Source organism: Psychrobacter sp. UBA3962 (assembly GCF_002385225.1).
GTDB lineage: Bacteria > Pseudomonadota > Gammaproteobacteria > Pseudomonadales > Moraxellaceae > Psychrobacter.
In genome coordinates this window covers 103,472-126,397 of sequence record NZ_DGDC01000003.1, presented here as the reverse complement: position 1 = coordinate 126,397, position 22,926 = coordinate 103,472, and the positions used below count along the sequence as shown (strand labels likewise).

Sequence of the window (22,926 nt, the reverse complement as noted above, 5' to 3'; positions counted from 1 at the left end):
ACAACATCCCTAGCTTACTAAGGTTTATAGCGCTTTTAATAACAAGAATAATGCAGTCTTAGCAGCGCGGATTTGTACTGCTTGCATATCTCCAATGAAAGTTCTTTCAATAATTGACACTTGGTTATTCACACATAATGCAATAAAGAATCTCTTTTTTGGTCGACCTGAAGGGGTGACTGAAGCCTGAGAGATTTGGCAATGAAAAAGACCAATGGCGTTTTTCAAATTATTTTTCTCAATAAAATCTGTAAATTGAGTTTCAGCCAATGCTTCAGTAATGCTGTGCTTCTCAACTTTGGTGGTACTAATTAATAGATTTTCATTAGGGGCATCACTACTGAGAATTCTATGGCTTAAATAAGCATTGGTATTTACTTCATACACCCCAAAGCCCGCTATCTTATGTTGGGCTAAAGCTTGCTCTAATGACTCGTTTTCTTCACTGTATAAATAGTCACCTAAAAGATCACGTATTTGTTTGGCGACCTTTTCAAAATAAGTCTCTGCTTGCTCAAGGCTATTTGCCTTCACTGACAATCGAATCGTAATTTCTCCAATGCCCGCATAAGGCGCAATCGAGACATTATCTTGCTTAATAATAAGCTCTTTGAGAGTGTCCTCTACCGCAGACTCGCCAATATTGCCAAACTTTAAATACTTAGAATAAAGCTTCTCTCGTTCACCCAATAGACCATCAATCAAAGGCTTGAACTCTTGTTCAAACATGACTTTCATCTCTCTAGGGGGGCCTGGTAGCACGGCATAATAAGTGTCTTGATATTTGTGCACAAAGCCCACTGCCAAGCCCACTTCATTTTTGAGAAGATGACTGCCCTCAATGGTATTGGCCTGTCTTTTATTGGAGGTGATTAGAGTGTCGCTACCGCCTTTAAACAGCTCTAGTATCTTTTCTTCAGCCTGTTTTTCAATAACTAGTTTTGATTGGGTAAAGTCAGCAATAGCATCTTTGGTTAAATCATCTTCTGTTGGCCCTAAACCGCCACAACACACCACTAAATCGGAACGCTCACTGGCAATTTGTAAGGCCTGTTTAATTCGGTCCCGATTGTCCCCGACGACGCTCTGAAAATAAACGTCTATTCCTAGGTCAGCCAATTCTTCAGCCATATACTGAGCATTGGTATTTACAATCTGACCAAGCAATATTTCTGTACCAATAGCTATAATTTCAGCTTTCATAATCACCTCTGTTTTTATTTATTCAATTTTTAATATCTATCCTTTGATATTTGTTCTATTGTAAACACTCACGGTTACAAACAGTAGACTCTCCTCGTTACTCTATCTAACTTAGTCTCCTGAGGGTTTATTCTTTAAACTGGTATTATTTTCTAACACCCACAAAAAAAGGCCTGACACTTTATCGTGACAGACCCTTATTTCATACTGATAGCAATGAGATTTCTATATTGTTATAAATTCTAGGCAAAAAAAATGATGACCCCACTAGCACATCCTCGGCACACTATGTATCTACTACCGTTGCTACCTTCCGGTCCTGGCGGGGTTCATAGTACAAAGTTGCGAGGCTACCAATGGAGCCACCAAGCACGTATTATACCTAAAGTTTCAATGTTTTCAAGTATATTCGAAGATTTACTATGCTCTGTCTACTTTTGCTCTATCTATATGCGTAAGTAACAAAAATGACTGATAACGATGAAAGAAAAAGCATATTTGTGTAACAATATTCACAGGGTCTCCACTTACAGTAAATATGTAACCTGATATTATTTGCTCAATTGGCTGTTCTTTGATTATATTTTCTCAAGATTACACAGAGCAGCTTATGACTACTAAAGTTCTAACAACAATAATTTATAAGGAATACAATAATGTCAAAATCATTTTCTAAATCTCTATCTAAAGCCGGCATGCTTTCCCTATTAGGCGGTGCTGCCTTATTTGCTCAAGCAGCGAATGCTGAACCTACGGGCTATAACCAAATCAGCTTTAACGTGGAAGCCAACCAAGAAGTTGAAAACGATCAGGTTACCGCTACTTTATATAAGCAAGCACAAGCCACCACCCCAAAAAAGCTTGCGACAGAGCTTAATACAGCAATGAATCAAGCCTTGAGCACTGCCAAGGGCTACCCCACAGTGATAGCTACTACAGGGCAGCAGCATACTTATCCTAAATATGATGATAACGGTAAGATTGTGGGCTGGACAGGCACAGTTAGTGTGGACTTAAAAAGCAATGACTTTGCTAAAACCAGCGAGCTTGTGGCCAAGCTACAAGAGAACTTAGTGGTACAAAACATTCAATTTGGTGTCTCTGAGAAAAAACAAAAGCAACTAGAAAAAGAGCTTATTAAGAAAGCTTCCCTACAATTTAAAGAACAGGCCCAATCATTGGCTGAGGTTTGGGGCATGAGCGGCTATCAAGTTGTTAATGTTTCTATTAACTCTAGTGGAGGCTACCAACCGCGTCCCATGATGATGATGCGTGATGCAGCTGCAAAAAGCAGTGTTCCTGTCCAAGAGTTTGAAGGCGGAAACACTAGATTGGGTGTGACAGCGAGCGGGACTATTGAACTTATCCCATTTATGAAATAGCTGTAGTTTTATAAAATAGCTGTATTACCCTCAATTTAAAGGTAATAAAAGATAATAATAAGTAACTCTCAAATAAAAACCCCAGCTCAAAAGCTGGGGTTTTTTATTTCTGTAAAACTAGCCTTTAAGGATTATAGGCTGTAGTACATATCAAACTCTACTGGATGCACAGTGGTGTTTAGACGACGTACTTCTTCAGTTTTAAGTTCGATAAAGGCATCTAGCATGTCTTTAGTAAACACATCGCCTTTTAGTAAGAACTCGTGGTCATCTTTCAGTGCTTGTAGAGCCACTTCTAAGTTCTCAGCAACGGTTGGGATAGAACCTTCTTCTTCTGGAGGTAGGTCATATAAGTTCTTATCTGCTGCATCGCCTGGGTGCATTTTGTTTTGGATACCGTCAAGGCCGGCCATCAATAATGCTGCAAATGCTAAATATGGGTTAGCGGTTGGATCAGGGAAGCGAGCTTCAACACGAACCCCTTTAGGCGAGCTCACGTATGGGATACGGATAGAGGCTGAACGGTTGCGCGCAGAGTAAGCTAGCATAATTGGCGCTTCGTAATGAGGTACCAAACGCTTGTAGCTGTTAGTCGATGGGTTAACAATCGCGTTCAATGCACGAGCGTGTTTGATGATACCACCGATGAAGTATAATGCTGATTCAGATAGACCGGCATACTCATCACCAGCAAAAGTGTTCACACCATCTTTAGAGATTGACATATGCACGTGCATACCAGAACCGTTATCACCTACGATTGGTTTTGGCATGAAGGTAGCCGTTTTGCCAAACTGATGGGCAACGTTATGTACCACATATTTGAACTGCTGTACTTCGTCTGCTTTACGAACCATAGTGTTGAATGACACACCAATTTCAGACTGACATGACGCTACTTCGTGGTGGTGAACTTCAACACGGTCTGGGCCCATGATGTCTTCTAAACGCTGACACATCACTGAACGTAAGTCTTGAGCACTGTCCACTGGAGGTACTGGGAAGTAACCGCCTTTTACGCGTGGGCGGTGAGCCATGTTGCCCCACTCATAATCATTATCTGTTGACCAAGCAGCTTCTTCAGCAGTAATACGATGGCGGGCACCTGACATATCCACAGACCATTTTACGTCATCAAACACGAAGAATTCTGGCTCTGGACCAAAGTATGCAGTGTCACCGATACCTGTTGATTTTAAGTACTCTTCTGCACGGCGAGCGATTGAACGTGGGTCACGATCATAGCCTTGCATAGTAGTTGGTTCAATGATGTCGCAAGTCACAACAACGGTTGGTGAATCAAAGAATGGATCGATAAACGCTGTTTCTGGATCTGGGCGTAAAATCATGTCAGAGGCTTCGATGCCTTTCCAGCCAGCAACAGATGAGCCATCAAACATTTTACCGTCTTCAAGAACATCTTCGTCGATGCTTGATGCCGGGTAGCTGATGTGCTGCTCTTTACCGATCGTATCAGTAAAACGAAAGTCTACCCACTTGGCGTTAGACTCTTTGATTAGATCGAATAGTTTGTTTGACATTATATGTCTCTCCATTAATTGTTCACAACGAACTTTTTTGTGGGGTAATTTAAGCTGAACTCAATTTGAATTTATTATGCGGCACTTAGGCTTATTAGGTTCAAAAGCTGGCATAGCATTCTCATTTTATCAAAAAACAGTTTAGGTAACAGTAATTTAAAATTCTAATGACAATTTAAACTCAAGTCAGAAAAGCTCAGTTTGACTTTAAGTAACCTATTGCTACTTTGATATATTAATTGTTGCAACTGATGTGCCAACTTAAAACAATTCTTTTTGAAATATTAGCATTTATTGATGATTATTAGACTGATAACTTAAAAATGATACATTTTCAGGCCATTTATACGGCTAAGCGAGGTGTTATCTGACCAATAATGTCAAAAATAGTGCAATGACCCTTATATTATCGCACTATTTTTGTGCATATATAGCCAAATTGTTGTTTATTTTGGGGCATTTTAGTAAAAGTTTTTCCTAAGACTTACTTATTGCTAACTCTCACTTATCGCTAGCTATAATAGCTTCGGTTCCGTATCTGACTTGGGATAGGTATAATCTGTCTTTATCATTTTATTATTTTATTTCTTTATTCCTTCAACCTTAACTAATTCGACCTTAATTGTTGTGATAACTCTTTATGATTTTGCTTTTAGATAACTACGATAGCTTTACCTATAATATAGTGCAATATCTGCAACAACTTGGCGCAGAGGTTAGGGTCGCTAAAAATGATAAAGTCAGTTTGGCTGATGTTGAGAGGCTTAATCCAGCAGCCATTGTCCTCGGTCCAGGTCCGGGAACTCCCGATGAAGCAGGGATTACGCTACAATGCATCGAACATTTTGCCGGCAAGCTCCCCCTACTCGGTGTCTGTCTAGGTCATCAGGCCATTGCTCAATGTTTTGGTGCTGATATTATTAGAGCACCGCAAATCATGCACGGTCGCACTTCCCAAGTCTTTCATGACCGACAAGGCGTGTTCGAAGGCTTAGATAATCCCACAGAATTTACTCGCTATCATTCTTTAATTATCGATAAGAACTCTTTGCCCGATACCCTTTTAATTAGTGCTTGGACATCCAGTGGTTCAAATAAAGAGGATTCTCACCTTACCTATGATAAAAATGCAGCCGATGAAATTATGGGTATCCGTCATAAGCAGCTCCCTATTGAGGGGGTTCAATTTCATCCCGAATCCATATTAAGTCACGCCGGATTGAAATTATTTGAAAACTTTTTAAACCAACATGATCTATTAAGCCACTAACAACTTTAGTCTTAGTGTGTATAATAAAAAAACCAATAATTTTAATAATTAAACCTTTCCATTAACTTAAGTCGTATTAAAAATTATGCCAAATACTCCGTTAACCACAGCTCACTTATCTGATGACCAAATTCATGACATTTTAACCACTGCCTTAGCTCGCATCTTGCGAAGAATCGATTTAACTCAGCAGGAAATGCGTCAAATCATGACCATTATTATGGACGGACGCTGTCCTGATGCCATGATGGGAGCTCTTTTAACAGGCCTAAACATGAAGAGTGAGTCGATTGATGAGATCACTGCCTCAGCCAGTGTAATGTTAGATTTTGCTCATACAATCGAGCCTAAAAACTGTCATAATCTGGTTGATATTGTGGGTACCGGTGGCGATGGCAGTAATTTATTTAACGTCTCTACTGCCTCAGCTTTTGTGGCAGCAGCAGCCGGAGCCACGGTCGCTAAACACGGTAACCGTGGTGTCTCTTCTAAATCTGGGAGCTCAGACCTACTTGAACAAGCAGGGGTAAACCTTAATATTTCTCCAGAGCAGACCTCTCAATGTATTGAAGAGCAAGGCATCGGTTTTTTATTTGCACCCAATCACCATACTGCGATGAAGCATGCCATTCCAGTGCGCCGAGCACTAAAAGTGCGTACTATCTTCAATATTCTAGGCCCATTAACCAACCCAGCTGGTGTGAAAAATTTAGTGGTTGGGGTATTTACCGATAATATGTGTGAGCCTTTGGCCCATGTATTTAAAAACTTAGGCGCTGAACATGTGATGGTGGTCGGCTCAAAAGACCGCCTAGATGAAATCAGCTTGGCGACCAGTACTAAAGTAGCTGAGTTAAAAGATGGAGAAGTAACGGTTTATGATATCTTCCCAGAGGATGCAGGTATTGACTCACAGACTTTAGTGGGCTTAGATGTTAGCTCCTCCAAGCAAAGCTTACAGTTAATTCAAGCAGCACTGTCTGGCGAAGACAGCAATGACTTTGAAATTAACCAAAATAAAGTAGAAAAAGCGCGTGATATGATTGCTCTAAATGCTGGGGCTGCTATTTATGTCGCCGGTCTTGCCAGCAACTTCCCTAATGGGGTTAATCAGGCACAAAACATTATCCGTAGCGGTAAAGCCTTACAAAAGATGAAAGAATTGGCAGCCTATACTCAAACTTTCTAAGCTATCAACCACATACTAATTTTAAGTGTACTATACGAGCAAATTATGACCCAAGATGCCATTCCTTCAATCCTAAAAAAAATCGTTGCCACCAAGCACTCAGAAGTGGCTGCTGCCAAAGCTAAAAAAGATTTTGACAGTATTAAACGTGAAGCAGAAACCTTAATGCAACAGGGCAATGCACCTCGTCGCGGCTTTGCCAAAGCATTATTGGCCAAACAAGAAGCGGGCATACCAGGGATTATTGCTGAGGTAAAAAAAGCCTCTCCATCAAAGGGCATTATTTCAAAGAACTTCGACCCTGCCCTAATCGCTCAGCAATATGAGCAAGCGGGCGCGGCATGTCTGTCTGTACTGACTGATGAACAATACTTCCAAGGTCACAATGATTATTTGCAACAGGCCAAAGCAGCTTGCAAGTTACCAGTATTACGTAAAGACTTTATGATAGATAATTATCAGATCTATCAGTCTTACTTACTTGGTGCAGACTGTATTTTGTTAATTGTGGCTTGTTTGGAAGATGAAAAGTTGCATGAGCTCCATAAAGTGGCGTGCGATTTAGGCATGGATGTGTTGATTGAAGTTCATACTCAGCAGGAGCTTGAGCGCGCTTTACAGTTGCCTGACTCTGAGCATAATATCTATGGAATTAACAACCGCGACTTAAATACCTTTACTACCGATCTGCAAACTTCGATTAGATTGAAAGCCTATGTTGATAACCAATCTACTCGCCCTCAGCTTTTAGTAACGGAAAGTGGTATCCATAGCAGCGAAGATATGCAGCTTATGTTAAGCAATCAGATTAGCAGCTTTCTAATTGGGGAACAGTTTATGAAAACAGATAATCCCGGTGAAACCTTGGCCTCTTTGCTAAACTCACTATAATTCCTACAAGAGTCATTATTTAAACTCATTAAATTTAAGCGGTAATTATTTATGTCAAACTCTCTATTTTCTAAAGAAATGCAAGATCAACTTAAAGAGCTAAAAAGCGAATTAAGTAAAGGTCGTGCCACCTCACCAAGCGACCCTGAAAATGAAAAGCCAACGGATCCCGTTACTTTGCCTACCAAAAAACAAGTTGAGAAAACGGTAAAACAGTTAGGTAGTGAGCATGTAGATGATGACAAAGTGTTATTCCTACAAGCCATGGCAGGGGTTCAGCCAATTAAAGACAACAACACCTTGTCTGATGTGGCCAAACCTAAAGCTACCAAACCAGATGCAGCCACTCTTTCTAAACGTGCTGCTGCACAAGGTACTGAAACAGAACAATTAGGGGCGGGTCTGTCAGATATGCAGGCTTTATTAAATCCTGTCAGCGGTGAGTCTTATCTAATGTATAAGACCTCTACCTTGCAAAATAAAGTCTTCAACCAGCTTAAGCAAGGTAAACTGCGTTGGTACGATGCGGTTGATATCCACGGCGCAACTATTGACGAGGCCCGTGAAGCGGTTACCACTTTAATCACTCAGGCACGTAGCAACAATGAAACTGTGGTGAAAATTGTGCATGGTAAAGGCTCAGATGCTGTGCTTAAGACCTGTGTTAATGGCTGGTTACGCCAGCTTCCTGAAGTATTAGGCTTCGTTTCCGCTCCTCCAAAAGATGGGGGTAATGGTGCCGTTTTGGTTTTATTAAAGAAAAATAAGACTGATAGCTAATAGCTTTAAACTAATAACTATCCGCTAATAACTGCGGTATAGAACTTAAAACTTAACCTTATTTAAAAACAAAAGCCACTAGTGAATCTAGTGGCTTTTGCTTTTAATGCAGTTAACTTAAAACTTGAAACAATTCAAGACCATCAATCTTCATCTTCTACTTGAAAGAGTGAAGCAGCATTGTCTTGATCAGGAGATTCCACAATCATTCTTTGAGTAGCTAAAGCATGTTCTATTGGATATTTCTCAATCTCTTTTAAGATCTCAATTAATAGCTGAGTTTGCTTATCATAGAACTCGTCAGCGCCTGAAGCATAAATATAAGCACGGAACTCAATGACCATACTGTCTTGGCGTAGCTCCGCAATTCTAACTTGAGTCCACTCTGAGTTGGTAAGCTCATGATTCACCAAGAACTCTTCCATCTCTTTTAAGAAGTTCTCTAAAGTTGTCGCATCGACATTGCGCTTAATATATATATTGTGTAAAAAGTGGAACATGTCCCGAGAAGCGAAGTTTTCAATGGACATTGAGGAGAACTCACCATTGGGTACAGTGACGATGGTTCTATTTAGGGTACGCAGTCTCGTCGAGCGAATACCAATATCAACGACTGTGCCTTCTAATTCCCCAAATTTACAATAATCTCCAACTCGTACGGGCTGGTCTGCAACCACGACCACACTACCCACTAAGTTTTCAATCATCTTTTGCGCACCTAAAGCCAATGCCAAACCACCGACCCCCAGTGCCGCAATACCTGTGGTTAAATCAAACCCTAGGTTTCCGAAGATAAAAATCGATGCCAAAATAAGGAGCAACGTTTTAATAATCTTATGCAGTAGGCTTAATATCGATACCCGCTCGGTCTGATTTTTCTTATAGCTCTGGCGCTCTGCACGGCTGAATATAGCATCAACCACTCTTAACAGTAGCCAAGTTGAAGCAAACCAGCCCACGATATCTTTAATACGGTTGACAGGCTCCCTTACGGTTACCGAAACCCCAGCATAGACCATAACTTCATATAAAATCAGAGAGGTCATTACCAACGCCAATGGTAAAACAAACTTAATGTCTATTGGCAAAGGCTTATTACGCACCTTAGGGTAGTAAGCTTTAAAGATGAAATAAAGTACTGCAAAAAATACATAAGAGGCAGCGACACATATCAGTGCCAATAAAAACACTGCAAAAATATCTGCCAGATTGTACCCCCCAATCATTTTATCTTGCAGAGGCTTTAGGGTGTATTTATCAATAAGAGACGGTTTAGCGGCTATATTGGAGTTTCTAATAGCCTGCAGTGTTTCGCTGGATACTTGCCAGTATTGCCCTCCTTGCTCGCTTACCTTTCTTACTAACAAAATATCAATTACTTGATCAGGCGCTGTAATCGTCCCTACTTTCTCAAGGTTTGATGGCAGTTGGTCCGCTAAATTTCCTGAAGGGGTATTGTCAATTTGTAGCTCGGCATCCAGTCGTCCTCCGGTATCAAGCGCTAACTTAAGCTGACGCACAGACTCAACAGAGTTCTCTCCGGCATTCAGACTTAGGTAATTTGTTGCTAAAGAAGAGTTATTCTCAGCCAATGCCTTAATAAATCCTTGCACCGTACTACGCGGTGTTTGACGACCAAATGGGTCAATTACTTCTTCCTCACTGGCTTGTGAGCCGCCATTTGTTAACGCCGACTCCTCATCTGCCGCCTGAGCAGTACCCGTCAAGGTCAACGCTACAGCTAGGAGTAAACCAAAAATTATTTTCACCCAAGCATGAGAGCTTAGGGCTTGTTCATTTTGGTCAATTTGAAGAGATTTAAGATTAGAAAAAAACATTTTTTATAGCCTAATGCTGGGATGTTGGGGAAGCTTGATGACTTCGTTACTTTCACAGCCTCGATAAATAAATAGACAATTTTTTTGAAGCCTGATTTTATCATGCCTGCTACTGCTAATAATATGTAGAACTTATGGAAACTGTATATTAACTGGACTCTATCAAGTTTTGGCCCTAATTTGTCTAACTTTATATAACAATAAAGCTTAAGTTGAATGTTATTAATTAAGACATGAGTAATTCTCGTCTATTTGTTATTTAATTATTGTAAAAATCAGGGATAATAGCGGTACTCTTTCTTTAATGTAACTTTTGTTTACTAATTGGGTTTAGTCATGACAACTTCTTATAGCACTTTGTACAAAAGCCTTATTCAGGATTCTAGGAAATCACATTTAAATAAAGGCACTTGGGCTTTAATGGCTTCTGCTTTGGCCTGTGTCCCTGCCGTAGCTGCCGAAACCGAGCTGGCTACACAAGATAATATGCCTATTGCTTATTTCCCAAAGATCACGGTTACTGCAACACGTACTCCGACTGCTGTTAACAACACCATTGCTCAAACTCGCGTAATTGATAGTGAAGAGTTAAAACGGTATCAGGGCCAGACCGTTTTAGATGTTATTAAAAACCAAGCGGGTATTAACGTTATTAATAGTGGTGGCATGGGCTCAACTAGTAACTTTTACATGCGTGGTTTTGATAGTAAACAGGTTTTAGTTCTGATTGATGGGGTTCGATATGGTTCAATTAGCACAGGTCAACCTTCTGTAAGTTTATTACCTGCTGATCAAATTGACAGAATTGAAGTAGTTTATGGAGCATCAGGTTCTAGTATTTATGGTGCTGATGCTATGGGCGGTATCATTCAAATTTTTACTAAAGATGGCTCAGATGTAACTGGTGCAACAGGTTCAATTACAGCAGGTATAGGCTCAAATAGCCATTATAATTTGGGTGCCACAGCTCAATATGGAAATGATACTAGCTCTTTAAGCTTAGGAGTAAGCCGCACTGAAACTGATGGGTTTAATGCTATAAAAAATACTAACTCTTATGACTTCTATCCTGATAATGATGGGTTTGAGTCAACCAATGCTAGCTTAGCTATTAAACATAACCTTTCTAGTGATTTAAGTGCTGGTATTACTGCGCTTTATTCTGACTCTACAACAGATATTGATTCTGCAGGAAATGCCTTCCCAAATGCTTATGCAGACCAAAAGAATGGTAGTGTTAATGGCCATCTTAATTACCAGACTGAATTGACCTCTACCACTTTAAGTTATGGGCAAACTTTTGATAAAACCACTACTCATGATTCAAACTCTATTAACTATAAACTAGGTAGTAAGTTTGATACTACACAAAAACAAGCACGCTTAGAAACTAGGGTAAATGCTCAACCTGGAACAGCTATTGTCGGTGTTGAATGGTTGTCACAGGAGCTAGACGCATCAGATGTACTGGATTTTTCAAATTATCCGCAGCCACCTATGGTTACCCCTTACAAACCCAGTGACAGAAAGGTAAAAAGTGCTTTTATGGGTTACCAGTTAACAGATGCTTATTACGATCTCCAAGCCAATTACCGTATTGACGACTACTCTCAATATGGTAATAAACATACTTATAACTTAGGCTTTGCTATCAAGCCTGCTAAGGGATTTCGAGTGGGCGCCAACCATGCAACTGGGTTTAGAGCACCTACCTTTAATGACCTGTATTGGCCTGGTGCCTCAAGCCCAGATTTAAGACCTGAAACCACTGAGACAACTGAGCTATTCTTTGAATTTGCCAATAACTTACAAGCCACTCGCTTAACTGGTTACCATACGGACGCTGAAGACTTGATTACAGGTGGTCGAAATATTGGTAAAGCTAAAATCAAGGGAGTCAGCTTAACTTCTGATTGGATTTATGATTCATTTTTATTTGGTTTAGGCTATGATTACCTTAAAGCTGAAGATGACACTAAAGGTTCAAATACCTATGGTAAACAGCTAGACCATCGTCCTGAAAATAGTGCTTTATTGTATGTGGGTTATCAACAACCTAAGTTCGATGTTCGTTTAGAGGCCAAGTATAACGATGAACGCAACTCTGACGGTGCAAAAGTGAAACTAGACGATTATACTTTGCTTAATTTAGCTGGTAATTATCATTTTACACCAAACTTATCTGCTGGCTTAAGAATTGATAATATTACTGATGAAGACTATACATTATCTAACCAGTTTGGTAATGAATATGCTACAGATGGCACAAACTATTTTGGGTCACTAACCTATACCTGGAAGTAGAAAATAGTTAACTTATAAAATATTAGTCATTAAAAAAACCACCCAATAGGGTGGTTTTTTTGATTAATCAGATACTTTTATTTAAGAGGCAACTCTTCTGGTAGATAACAGCGTAAATAGGCAATAGCAGCCGTAACGGCTTCTTCGCTCATCTCTTTGGTAATCTCATCATACTGCTTAAAAGATAAAGAAAATATACTATGAATCATATGGTAAGCGATCAAAATCTTTTCCTCAATATCTTTAAAGCTTTCCATATTGTAGTGGCTAGACAATTTTTCAAAAAGCATACCCACCATACTATGATCCACCTGATCTTCATAATCGCTACTGTCGAAGTCGGGACTATTTATACCATACATCAGCTTAGTCTTAGTCACATCATTGTTAAATAGTTTTACTGACTGCTGTAATAGCTCAGTAATATAATCTTGCCACCGATCAAAACTAGAAACTTCGATTTTTTCTAATGCCTGCAAAGTATCTATATAATTCAAGAAACGTAGCGCTAAGAAGATGGCCTCTACATTTGGAAAAAAATGGTACGCAGATGCTCTGGGAATATCCGCCTCTTCACAGATATCCACCAAAGTAATATCTTGAATATTATGCCTTTCACTAAGCTTCTTAGCTGCCATCAGTAACTTTTGGCGCCGAATTCTACCTTGTTTACTCGTGTGCTTAAACTTATTGGGTACAATCTTTTTTGCTAATTCTGAGTCAACAAGGACGTCATTAATTAGATCATTACATCCTTCTTTCATAGGAAGCCTCTTCATTAGTAATCGTTAGGAAGGCCTAATCTCTACATTATTTGTTTTATTGTAACACCATTCTGCGCTCGTGGTTATTGACTAGTGCGTTAATTCTATTATATTTATTTTAACTTAATCTTCGCGCGGACAATGCCGTGATCAGAGAATCGATCTTCATAGTCTTGCTTAAGATGGTCATTAAAATAGTCTACCCGCTCCACCTCCCCCAGTGAAAATTTACCATCGACTAGAAACTCTTCAGAGACAAAAAGCTGATCGATAACTTCCGGCATACCTTGGTACAGATGAGTATAGGCCACATCCTTCATCCAGCCATAGCTGGTCTGCACCTGGGCGGCATCAAACAACGCCACATCTCGCATTGCTTTATCATAGATTACCTCACTGGTTTCTGCTAATAACTGAGTAGTCACACTGTCTGTGACATCATTCATATCTCCTAACAAAATAAGCGGGTGACGGGTCTTATGTAAGATATCAATCATAAACAGTCTTAAAGCTGCCGCTTCAGCAGCTCGCATACATAAGCTTCTAAGCTTGGCGCGTACCCGCAGTAGTGGATCATCATAATCTTCTAAACGATTGCCTTGTGCATCTCTCAAATAATGAGGTCGCTTACTTTTTAAATGCGTAGTAATAACTGTGATAGGTTGACCATAAACCTCTAGAGTCGCGACCAGAGGAGGACGATTAAAACGTCTGTAAGGGCCTTCATCCGGAATATCTACTACTGCCAACTCTGGAAAATCTGTTAGTAATTGCCACTCCAAGACTTTATGCTTAGTGATAATGGCTAAAGCGGGAGTATCCTGAGCTCCCTGCCCCAAAGTCAGTGTGCTGGCAGGATCATTACTGGCCATAGGGGCCAATACTTGTGAAGGCTCAAATCCCAACTTAAGAGCTAAATCTTGCAGTGCCTTTTCATCCCACACCTCTTGGAAAGCATAAATGTCCGACTTAGCGTTCTTCAACAGCTCATATAATCCATTTAATTTACGGTTATATTGCTCATTGGTATAGGGCTGCATGTTGTCATAATAGCTGCGATTAGGAAGAGCAAAGTTCAATAAATTACTGGTGGCTATATAAAATATCTTGTCCATTTCTTGGTCTTTATTTTTATGGAATTTGTTGTTTTGGCTCATTACGATTGTCCTTTTCTTTTGACTCACAATGGGTCAGTTTAGTTGGCTCAGTTTCATCAACAATCTACAGCTACTAACGATGGCTTTCTAACTGATGTCCTTCTAACTAGTGTAAGTAATCTACTGTAAGGTTTTAGTTATGGCTTGATGCCATTTGTCTAAATGCTCCTCGCGCTCTTCTTCAGGCATTAAGGGCTCGAAGCGCTTATCTAAATCCCAGCTGTCATCAATGGTTGCTTCATCATATAAGCCAGAAGTAATCCCAGCTAATAAAGCAGCACCCTTGGCAGTAATTTCAGTATCTTTTGGTCGTAGCACAGGCACCCCTAACATATCTGCCTGAAACTGCATTAACAAGTCATTATTGGCCGCTCCACCATCTACTCTAAGCTCCGTCAATGGGCTAGGACTGTCTTTTTGCATCGCAGTTAAAACATCATAAGTCTGAAAAGCTATTGACTCTAAAGCAGCTCGAGCAATGTGAGCTTTGGTACTGCCTCGGGTCATACCTGAAATACTAGCCGTAATGTCTGAGCGCCAATAAGGCGCTCCGAGTCCGGTAAAGGCGGGCACCAGTACTACTTGCTCACTTGACTCCACCTCTTTGGCTAGGCTTTCAATGTCTCGGGATTTATTAAACAGCCCCATATTGTCCCGCAGCCACTGCACAATAGCGCCTGCCATAAATACACTGCCTTCAAGGGCGTAAGTTACTTCACGCTTAGAAGGCGTTAGAATGCGCTGGCCGGATTTAACCAATTTTGATAACGAGGTATGCTCAGCTGCCCCGCCCAATAATTGGGGACTATTTTGACGGCGTTGCCAGCCTATGGTAGTCAATAGCTGGTGTTGGCTTAGCTGCACTTCATGTCCAATGTTCATAAGCATGAAGCAGCCCGTACCATAGGTGTTTTTTGCCATACCTGTAGAGACGCAGCCTTGACCAAATAGCGCAGCTTGCTGATCTCCCAACACCGCTTGAATCGGAATTTGTTTCGCAAACAAACCTTTTTTGGTCTTACCAAAGTCGCCATCAGAAGCAATAACTTTGGGCAGTATTTTTTTGCAGATATCAAACTTAGCTAGCAGATCCTCTGACCACTCTAGCTTATTGATATCATACATTAGAGTACGTGATGCATTGGTGATGTCTATCACGTGCTCGCCCCCTGTCAACTTAAACATGAGCCAACTGTCGATGGTACCCACAGCCACTTCACCGCGCTGTGCTCTGTCTTTTAAGTTGGGATGATTGTCCAGTAGCCAGACAATCTTACTGGCACTAAAGTAGGGGTCTATACGTAGCCCAGTGATTGATTGTACATGCTGCTGCATACTCATCTCGGAGCCGTCTACTTTATGCTGTCGTAAGTTTTCGCACCAACTCTCAGATCGTCTGTCTTGCCAAATAATAGCAGGGGCTAATGGCTTACCCGTACGCTTGTCCCATACCACAATAGTCTCGCGTTGATTGGTTATGGCAAGACTGGTGATATCTGTCGCTAACAAGCCAGCCTGGTTAATCGCATCATGAGCACAGCTTATTTGAGTATGCCAAATCTGCATTGCGTCTTGTTCAACATAGCCTGCCTTCGGGGTCGATAAAACAGTCGGCTTTTGTGAAATCTGTATTGGACGGGCTCTGTCATCATAAATAATGGCACGACTTGAGGTGGTGCCCTGATCCAACGCTAATATATAACCTGCCATGATGCAGTCTCCCTGATAATACAAATTCAAAATAATTACTTTAAAATACGAGGTGGCTAAGCCCTATGAAAAGGCTAAAACGCTATAAAAACGCCTGTAATACTTGGTTTAAATAGCGTCTACCTAAAGAAGTGGGCTGAATTAAATCCGCCTTATTTACCAATAACCCTTGTTGCTGTAAACGCTCAATAATGGGGGTGATTTCTGCCGCTGATAATCCGGTCCTATCATTATACAGTGCTAATGGTACCCCCGAGCTTAAGCGTAAAGCATTCATCATAAACTCGCCACTCAAGTCTTCATCAGCAATGGGTGAGAAACCAACCATCTTAGGAAACCCTTCATAATTCATATAGTCCTTTGGCAATCGAGTTTTACTAAAGCGATAAATACCCCGCTCAAACTCTGGATAAACACCCTCTTCAACCAAAGTAATTTTGCCATGCGCGCCTGCCCCAATGGCTAAGTAATCTCCAAACTGCCAATAATTCACATTGTGACGGCACTGAGTATCCTGCTCACTAACCCAAGCGGATACCTCATAGTTTTTATAGCCCAGTTGGGTCAATAAGTCACTGCCCTGCTCTTCGATATCGGCTAAATCATTGTCATCGGGCAGTACTGGTGTATTTCTATAAAACACGGTGTTGGGTTCAATTGTCAGCTGATACCAAGAGATATGGGTGGCACCCGCTTGATGAGCCTGCTCAATGTCATATAAGGCCTCTGCAAGGCTTTGATTGGGGAGGCCGTGCATTAAATCGATATTCACTCGTTTAAACCCAGCCCTCTTAGCCGCTTGAGTGGCCAGCTGAGCTTGATTGGCATTGTGAATGCGTCCTAAAGACTCAAGCTTACTGTCTGAAAAGCTTTGCACTCCCATGGAAAGTCGATTAATCCCAACCTTGAGATACTCTTCGAACGGAGCGTGTTCTAAAGTGCCTGGATTGGCCTCCATAGTGACTTCCAAATCACTGGCTAAGGGTAAAACTGATTTTAGATGATCAAACAAACGCTGGTACTGTTTAATAGGTAATAGCGAGGGCGTGCCACCACCAATAAAAATAGAGGTGATTTCTCGACCTTGAATTAGTGGCAGCTGTGAGCTTATATCTTCAATTAAAGCTTCTACATAAACAGCAAAATGATCATCGGCCAATGCTTTATTATTATCTGTTGTAGCAGCTTGAGGGGCTATTTGATTAGACAATGAGCTGTCGTCAACTGGCAGTGTGTGTGAGTTAAAGTCACAATAAGGACATTTCTTCACACACCAAGGAATGTGAATATAAAGGGCTAAGGGAATTTTTGAAACATTTATTAATTGCGACATAAAGATTGGGTCTTATACTCGTTGGCAGATAGTGTTATAGTCACGCTTTTATTTTAATTGAAGCTCTTTGATTCTATATTGGCCCTAGAGGGCAAGAACAAAGCAAACCGTAAGAGCGAAGCTAATAGTTTATCAATACGCTTATTATACGTGTTCACTAATGGGATGATAGAGCAATTAAGTTGATATCTTGATAACCGCGTACCTGACCCTTAATAACCTAGCCTAAAGCTTGTAAATTTCAAGGCAACAGTCGTAAAGTTAATTAAAGGTCTATCTGAAGGTAAAAAGCCCCCTAACCTGCCCTATGGCAGGTTATTTATTTATATCAATATCAAAATCTCTACTTAAGCCCTGACTCCTATTATCAAAGCAGTTTCAAACAAACCTAACTTTAGAAGTTTACTTATGTTGTCTAATTTATCCTTCACTGAGTTTAAACAACACAGCTTACGCCTAGGCACTTTGGTGCTTCCCATCCTCATTACTCAGTTTTGCCAAGCCGCTTTAGGTGTGGTAGACGCCATTATGGCGGGCGGTGTCTCTGCTTTAGACTTGGCCGCTGTGTCTATCGGCTCCGGTATTTGGTTGCCGTTATTCTTATTGGCGACAGGCATCTTAATTGCCACTACCCCATTAATCGGGGAGCAAATAGGCCAAAAGACTCCACACAATGTGCCTCATATTACTCAGCAGTCCCTATGGGCCGCTATTTTAATTGGCATCTTGGGCTTAGTCGTGGTGTCATTAACCCCTAATGTGCTGGGGGCAATGGGCGTTCCTGATGACATTCAGCCCAAAGCAGCCCAATACTTAAGATTTGTGGCTTGGGGTTTTCCGGCCATTGCCTGTTATGCGGTTTTAAGAAGTTATTGCGAAGCATTGGGACGTCCAGAGCCAGTAACAGTCATCAGCTTAATTGGTTTGTTTATTAACATCCCGATTAACTATATCTTTATTCATGGGCTCTTTGGTTTACCTGAATTGGGCGGTGCCGGCTGCGGTTTAGCAACAGCCTGTGTGTTATGGTCAAACGTGATTTTACTGTCTTTATATTTGCTTAAATCTAAACATAAAAGCTTTAATGAAACCCGCTTCTTTTATAGCTTTGCTAAGCCTGATCGCCAACAAATTGGTAAACTGCTGCGCTTAGGAGTCCCTATTGGTGTTTCCATCTTCTTTGAAGCCAGCTTGTTTAGTTTAGCCTCTATTGTTATTAGCCCTTTGGGAGCCATTGCCGTGGCATCACATCAGGTGGCTATGGCCGTCACCTCACAGCTGTTCATGATTCCTATGTCTGTGGCGATGGCATTAACCATTATGGTGTCCAATCGTTATGGTGAGAAAAACTGGCTGGCATTGCAACAGGTTCAGCGTACCGGACTGATATGGACGGTGTGTATTGCTTTATGTAGTATGCTCGGCATTTGGTTATTTAGAGAAAACCTAGCTGACCTATTTACCAATAACCCTGCAGTTAAAAAGCAAGCCATGTTCTTATTATTATTTGCCATTGCTTATCAACTGGTAGATGGCTGGCAGGTAAATATCGCTGGGATATTAAGAGGAATGCAAGACACACAAGTACCCATGTGGATTACTTTGTTCTGCTATTGGCTAATAGCCTTGCCGTTAGGCACCTATCTGGTACGATTTACCAATACCGGCGCGCAAGGGTTTTGGATTGCTTTGGTTACCGGCTTGACTCTATCCTCTGTGTTATTGACCCTACGTCTGATATATCGTCAACGACAAGTATTAGATATCCAAGCTAGACCTACCCGATAATTGGCTATTATAGGGTTTGAGATAATTTCAGCTGAGCTCTCGCTGGATTATTTTGGTAAGTTTTGTACAAATTTTAGCAGTAGATTAATGTATATTTGACCTAAATGGGCTATTGAAACTTAAATACATCATTTGTCACTCATCAGACGCGACAAAATTTGTTACAATATGCTTAATATTATAAGAATACCTGTAGGTAACCGTATGGACATTGAAAAAATTCGTACGCTCATTGAGCTAATGGAAGAAAAAGACCTGGTTAATCTTGAGATTAAAACCGGGGAAGATAGTGTCAGTCTAACTCGACATTACAACACCCCTATGCCATCAATGATGGCCGCTAGCCCGGCTTATATCTCAGAGCCCCAGTCTGAAGCAGTACACACTGGCAGCGTGGAAACCTCACCAATGGTGGGCGTTTTTTATGCGGCTCCTAGCCCAAATGATCCTCCCTTTGTAACCCCTGGTCAAAAAGTTCAGGCCGGTGATACCCTGGGTATTATTGAGGCTATGAAAATTATGAACCCATTAGAGGCCACTCAAAGCGGTATTATTGATGCTATTTTGGTAGAAAATGGCGATGTGGTACAGTTTGGCCAACCCGTTATCCGTTATAGAAGCTAAGAGATAGGCCCCTAGATGATAAAAAAACTGCTTATCGCCAACCGTGGTGAAATTGCTTTACGCATCGTGCGTGCCTGCAAGCAGCTGGGCATTGAAACTGTTGGTGTCTACTCTACGGCGGATGAAGACTTAATGCATCTGCGTTTTGTGGATGAAGCCGTCTGTATTGGTAAGCCTAATGCCAGTCAAAGCTATCTAAATACAGCGGCTATCATTACTGCCGCTGAAATTACTGGAAGCGATGCGATTCATCCAGGTTATGGCTTTTTAGCAGAAAATGCCGAATTTGCTGAGAACATTGAAGAAGCTGGCATAACCTTTGTGGGCCCCCATCCTGATCATATTCGATTAATGGGTAATAAAGTTTCTGCCATCAATGCGATGAAACAAGCCGGTGTGCCTACTGTGCCAGGTTCAGTCGGTACTGTTACCTTACATAATGCTGAAGAACAAGCAAAAAATATTGGCTTCCCCCTATTAATTAAAGCCGCAGCTGGCGGTGGCGGTCGTGGTATGCGTATCGTTGAGCGCTTTGATCAGCTCAATGAACAAGTGCAAGCGGCTAAGCAAGAAGCCGAGCTTTGGTTTGGGGATGACAGCGTTTATATGGAGCGTTATCTACAAAACCCACGCCACATTGAGGTGCAAATCTTAGGCGATGGCAACGGCAATGCGATTCATCTATATGACCGTGACTGCTCATTGCAGCGTCGTCACCAAAAAGTATTAGAAGAAGCCCCAGCGCCTGATATTCCTGATGATATCCGTGAGCCTATCTTACAAGCCTGTGTTAAAGCTTGTGAAAATATTGGCTATCGCGGTGCGGGTACTTTTGAATTCTTATTTGAAGATGGTGAGTTTTTCTTTATTGAGATGAATACCCGTATTCAAGTCGAGCATCCGATTACTGAAATGGTCACAGGGATTGATGTTGTGGTCGAGCAATTACGTATTGCTGCAGGCTACGGTTTATCTTACCGTCAAAGCGATATCAGCGTACATGGCCATGCTATTGAATGTCGTATTAATGCGGAAGATCCCCAAACCTTTGCTCCCTCTCCGGGTAAAGTCACTCAATACTTTATGCCCGGCGGAGCTGGAGTGCGATTTGAGTCTCACCTGTACCCAGGCTATGAGATTCCCTCCTACTATGACTCATTAATTGGTAAACTTATTTGTCACGGTCAGACCCGTGAGCAGGCCATTGCTAAGACCTTACATGCCCTTGATGAGCTGATTATTGAAGGCGTGAAAACCAACATTCCTTTGCATCGTGATCTTATTCTAAAAGACCCTAAGTTCGTCTCTCAAGCGCAAAACATCCATTATTTAGAATCGTGCTTACTACCAAAAAAGTCCAAATAAAAAAGGGAAAAAAGAATAACGCTTCTAGTTAATAGTAGTTTCTCTTATATTTTAGCAAAATCTTATCGCAATAAAAAAGGCAGAAGTGAGATATCACTTCTGCCTTTTTGGTGTTAACTGTTAGCTAACCTGTCAATTAAGACAAGTCGCGACCACGGCTGGCTTCGATAGACAGACGTAGACCATTTAGACGGATAAAGCCTTCTGCGTCTTTTTGATCATAAGCACCGGCATCATCTTCAAAGGTTGCAATCTTCTCATCAAATAGTGAGTAAGGAGATTTACGGCCAACAACGCTAACGTTACCTTTGTATAGCTTAATGCGAACGGTACCAGTCACATATTCTTGTGACTTGTCGATTAGAGCTTGTAGCATTTGACGCTCTGGGCTGAACCAATAACCGTTATAGATAATTTTTGCATAACGAGGCATTAGTTCATCTTTTAGGTGAGCGGCTTCACGGTCTAGAGTTAGTGACTCCATACCACGGTGCGCTTTTAGCATAATTGTACCGGCTGGAGTTTCGTAACAACCACGAGACTTCATGCCTACGTAACGGTTTTCAACGATGTCTAGACGACCAATACCATGCTTGCCGCCTAGCTCATTTAGTTTAATCATCACCTCATAAGGCTCTAGCTTTTCACCGTTAACCGCTACGATATCGCCTTTTTCATACTCTAACTCGATGTATTCTGGCGTATCTGGGGCTTCTTCTGGGCTTACTGACCAGCGCCACATATCGTCTTCAGCTTCTGCGTATGGATCTTCTAAGATATCGCCTTCATACGAGATGTGCAGTAGGTTGGCATCCATAGAATAAGGTGATTTTTTCTTATTGGCCGCAAAGTCGATAGGAATATTATGCTCTTCAGCATATTGCATTAAGCTTTCACGACTTGATAAATCCCACTCTCTCCAAGGAGCAATGGTTTTCACTTCTGGGGCCAAAGCAATGGCACCTAGCTCAAATCTAACTTGGTCATTACCTTTACCAGTAGCACCATGACTAATGGCATCAGCGTTGTGCTCTTTAGCGATTTCTACCAAACGTTTGGCGATTAAAGGACGCGCGATAGAAGTCCCTAATAAATACTCACCCTCATAAACTGCGTTGGCACGGAACATTGGGAAAACGTAATCACGAGCGAACTCTGCACGTAAGTCTTCGATGTGGATATGTTGGATACCCATGGCCTCTGCTTTAGCGCGAGCTGGCTCAACTTCTTCACCCTGACCAATGTCTGCAGTGAAAGTGATTACTTCAGCGTCATAAGTATCTTGCAACCATTTAGCAATAATTGAGGTGTCAAGACCGCCTGAATATGCCAAAACAATTTTATTGATTTTATCTTTTTCGATCGACATGGTGCATCCTTTATCGAGTGAGTGTGAACTTTAGAAATTATACTATATAAGTGTGGGCCTTAAGTAGTTTGAATATGGGGTGGAATTAGTGGGCCTTTCGCCAAACCACTGCCCTATATCCTTTCCTAAAAAGATTACCTAAAAATGAGTGCCAATCTTTTATTTATAGCTCTATAAATAAATGCACTCATTAATTTCAGTTTACACTATTTATAGAAGCAACTAAAGCTAAGCAGGCCTATATTACTGCTTTTAATGCTTTTATAGACCAAAACTACCCTACCCTTAATTGGCAAAAACCTGCTGCTTAACTTAGCCAATAGCCGAATTTATTGCTAAAACCTGTTATCATTACATAGCTACTTATTTAATACTATTTTTATGCACTAGCCCTATAATTTTAGACCTATTAAGTTAA

General features: G+C 41.1%; 17 protein-coding genes and 1 other RNA gene. 9 read left to right on the top strand and 9 right to left on the bottom strand.

The window, feature by feature from the left end; all coding sequences use genetic code 11:
* Window positions 1-24: 24 nt before the first annotated feature.
* A complete protein-coding gene (locus B3S92_RS00845; RefSeq protein ID WP_296201907.1) occupies window positions 25-1,203 on the bottom strand; it encodes a CinA family nicotinamide mononucleotide deamidase-related protein in 1,179 nt (392 codons plus the stop codon).
* 262 nt (window positions 1,204-1,465) lie between these two features.
* Window positions 1,466-1,562, bottom strand: an RNA gene (gene ffs / locus B3S92_RS00840) — signal recognition particle sRNA small type.
* Window positions 1,563-1,859: 297 nt separating this feature from the next.
* Here ffs and B3S92_RS00835 point away from each other — a divergent pair.
* Window positions 1,860-2,585 (top strand): SIMPL domain-containing protein, encoded by a 726-nt coding sequence (locus tag B3S92_RS00835; protein WP_296201906.1) that lies wholly within the window; start codon window positions 1,860-1,862, stop codon window positions 2,583-2,585.
* Between the two features lie 131 nt (window positions 2,586-2,716).
* Here the strand turns inward: B3S92_RS00835 and glnA are convergent, their stop codons facing one another.
* Window positions 2,717-4,126 (bottom strand): type I glutamate--ammonia ligase, encoded by a 1,410-nt coding sequence (gene glnA / locus B3S92_RS00830; RefSeq protein WP_296201905.1) that lies wholly within the window; start codon window positions 4,124-4,126, stop codon window positions 2,717-2,719.
* A 640-nt stretch (window positions 4,127-4,766) separates the two neighbouring features.
* Here glnA and B3S92_RS00825 point away from each other — a divergent pair.
* The 4 genes from B3S92_RS00825 to B3S92_RS00810 all read left to right on the top strand — a co-directional run bounded on the left by B3S92_RS00825 (window position 4,767) and on the right by B3S92_RS00810 (window position 8,256).
* Entirely contained in the window at window positions 4,767-5,396 is a 630-nt protein-coding gene (locus B3S92_RS00825) for an anthranilate synthase component II (protein WP_296201904.1), read from the top strand.
* A gap of 85 nt (window positions 5,397-5,481) precedes the next feature.
* Window positions 5,482-6,585 carry an anthranilate phosphoribosyltransferase gene (trpD, locus tag B3S92_RS00820; RefSeq protein WP_296201903.1) on the top strand — a complete coding sequence of 368 codons (1,104 nt, stop codon included), beginning with the start codon at window positions 5,482-5,484 and terminating at the stop codon, window positions 6,583-6,585.
* 45 nt (window positions 6,586-6,630) lie between these two features.
* The gene (gene trpC, locus B3S92_RS00815; RefSeq protein WP_296201901.1) at window positions 6,631-7,476 is read left to right on the top strand and encodes an indole-3-glycerol phosphate synthase TrpC; all 846 of its coding nucleotides are present in this window, start codon (window positions 6,631-6,633) and stop codon (window positions 7,474-7,476) included.
* A gap of 51 nt (window positions 7,477-7,527) precedes the next feature.
* Window positions 7,528-8,256: a Smr/MutS family protein gene (locus B3S92_RS00810; RefSeq protein ID WP_296201899.1), complete on the top strand. Its 729-nt coding sequence runs from the start codon at window positions 7,528-7,530 to the stop codon at window positions 8,254-8,256.
* 143 nt (window positions 8,257-8,399) lie between these two features.
* Here the strand turns inward: B3S92_RS00810 and B3S92_RS00805 are convergent, their stop codons facing one another.
* A complete protein-coding gene (locus B3S92_RS00805; protein WP_296201898.1) occupies window positions 8,400-10,094 on the bottom strand; it encodes a mechanosensitive ion channel family protein in 1,695 nt (564 codons plus the stop codon).
* Between the two features lie 336 nt (window positions 10,095-10,430).
* Between B3S92_RS00805 and B3S92_RS00800 the strand changes: the two genes are divergently transcribed.
* Window positions 10,431-12,398 (top strand): TonB-dependent receptor plug domain-containing protein, encoded by a 1,968-nt coding sequence (locus tag B3S92_RS00800; protein ID WP_296201896.1) that lies wholly within the window; start codon window positions 10,431-10,433, stop codon window positions 12,396-12,398.
* 77 nt (window positions 12,399-12,475) lie between these two features.
* On the opposite strand, the gene B3S92_RS00795 is transcribed toward B3S92_RS00800, so the two are convergent.
* The 4 genes from B3S92_RS00795 to hemW form a co-directional block, all read right to left on the bottom strand.
* Complete coding sequence (locus B3S92_RS00795) at window positions 12,476-13,162, bottom strand: TetR/AcrR family transcriptional regulator (RefSeq protein ID WP_296201894.1); 687 nt, start codon at window positions 13,160-13,162, stop codon at window positions 12,476-12,478.
* A gap of 113 nt (window positions 13,163-13,275) precedes the next feature.
* Window positions 13,276-14,319 carry an endonuclease/exonuclease/phosphatase family protein gene (locus B3S92_RS00790; protein ID WP_296201893.1) on the bottom strand — a complete coding sequence of 348 codons (1,044 nt, stop codon included), beginning with the start codon at window positions 14,317-14,319 and terminating at the stop codon, window positions 13,276-13,278.
* A gap of 120 nt (window positions 14,320-14,439) precedes the next feature.
* A complete protein-coding gene (gene glpK, locus B3S92_RS00785) occupies window positions 14,440-16,029 on the bottom strand; it encodes a glycerol kinase GlpK (RefSeq protein WP_296201891.1) in 1,590 nt (529 codons plus the stop codon).
* An 82-nt stretch (window positions 16,030-16,111) separates the two neighbouring features.
* Window positions 16,112-17,362, bottom strand: coding sequence for a radical SAM family heme chaperone HemW (gene hemW, locus B3S92_RS00780; protein WP_296201889.1), 1,251 nt, complete (start codon window positions 17,360-17,362; stop codon window positions 16,112-16,114).
* Between the two features lie 408 nt (window positions 17,363-17,770).
* On the opposite strand from hemW, the gene B3S92_RS00775 reads away from it, so the two are divergent.
* From B3S92_RS00775 to accC, 3 genes are all read left to right on the top strand, one after another.
* Window positions 17,771-19,150, top strand: a complete 1,380-nt coding sequence (locus B3S92_RS00775; RefSeq protein ID WP_296201887.1) for an MATE family efflux transporter — start codon at window positions 17,771-17,773, stop codon at window positions 19,148-19,150.
* 204 nt (window positions 19,151-19,354) lie between these two features.
* The gene (gene accB / locus B3S92_RS00770; protein WP_296201886.1) at window positions 19,355-19,774 is read left to right on the top strand and encodes an acetyl-CoA carboxylase biotin carboxyl carrier protein; all 420 of its coding nucleotides are present in this window, start codon (window positions 19,355-19,357) and stop codon (window positions 19,772-19,774) included.
* 15 nt (window positions 19,775-19,789) lie between these two features.
* Complete coding sequence (accC, locus tag B3S92_RS00765) at window positions 19,790-21,139, top strand: acetyl-CoA carboxylase biotin carboxylase subunit (protein WP_296201884.1); 1,350 nt, start codon at window positions 19,790-19,792, stop codon at window positions 21,137-21,139.
* A 136-nt stretch (window positions 21,140-21,275) separates the two neighbouring features.
* Here accC and B3S92_RS00760 read toward each other — a convergent pair whose 3' ends face one another.
* On the bottom strand, window positions 21,276-22,508 hold the full coding sequence (locus tag B3S92_RS00760) for an argininosuccinate synthase (RefSeq protein WP_296201882.1): 1,233 nt from the start codon (window positions 22,506-22,508) through the stop codon (window positions 21,276-21,278).
* Window positions 22,509-22,926 lie beyond the last annotated feature (418 nt).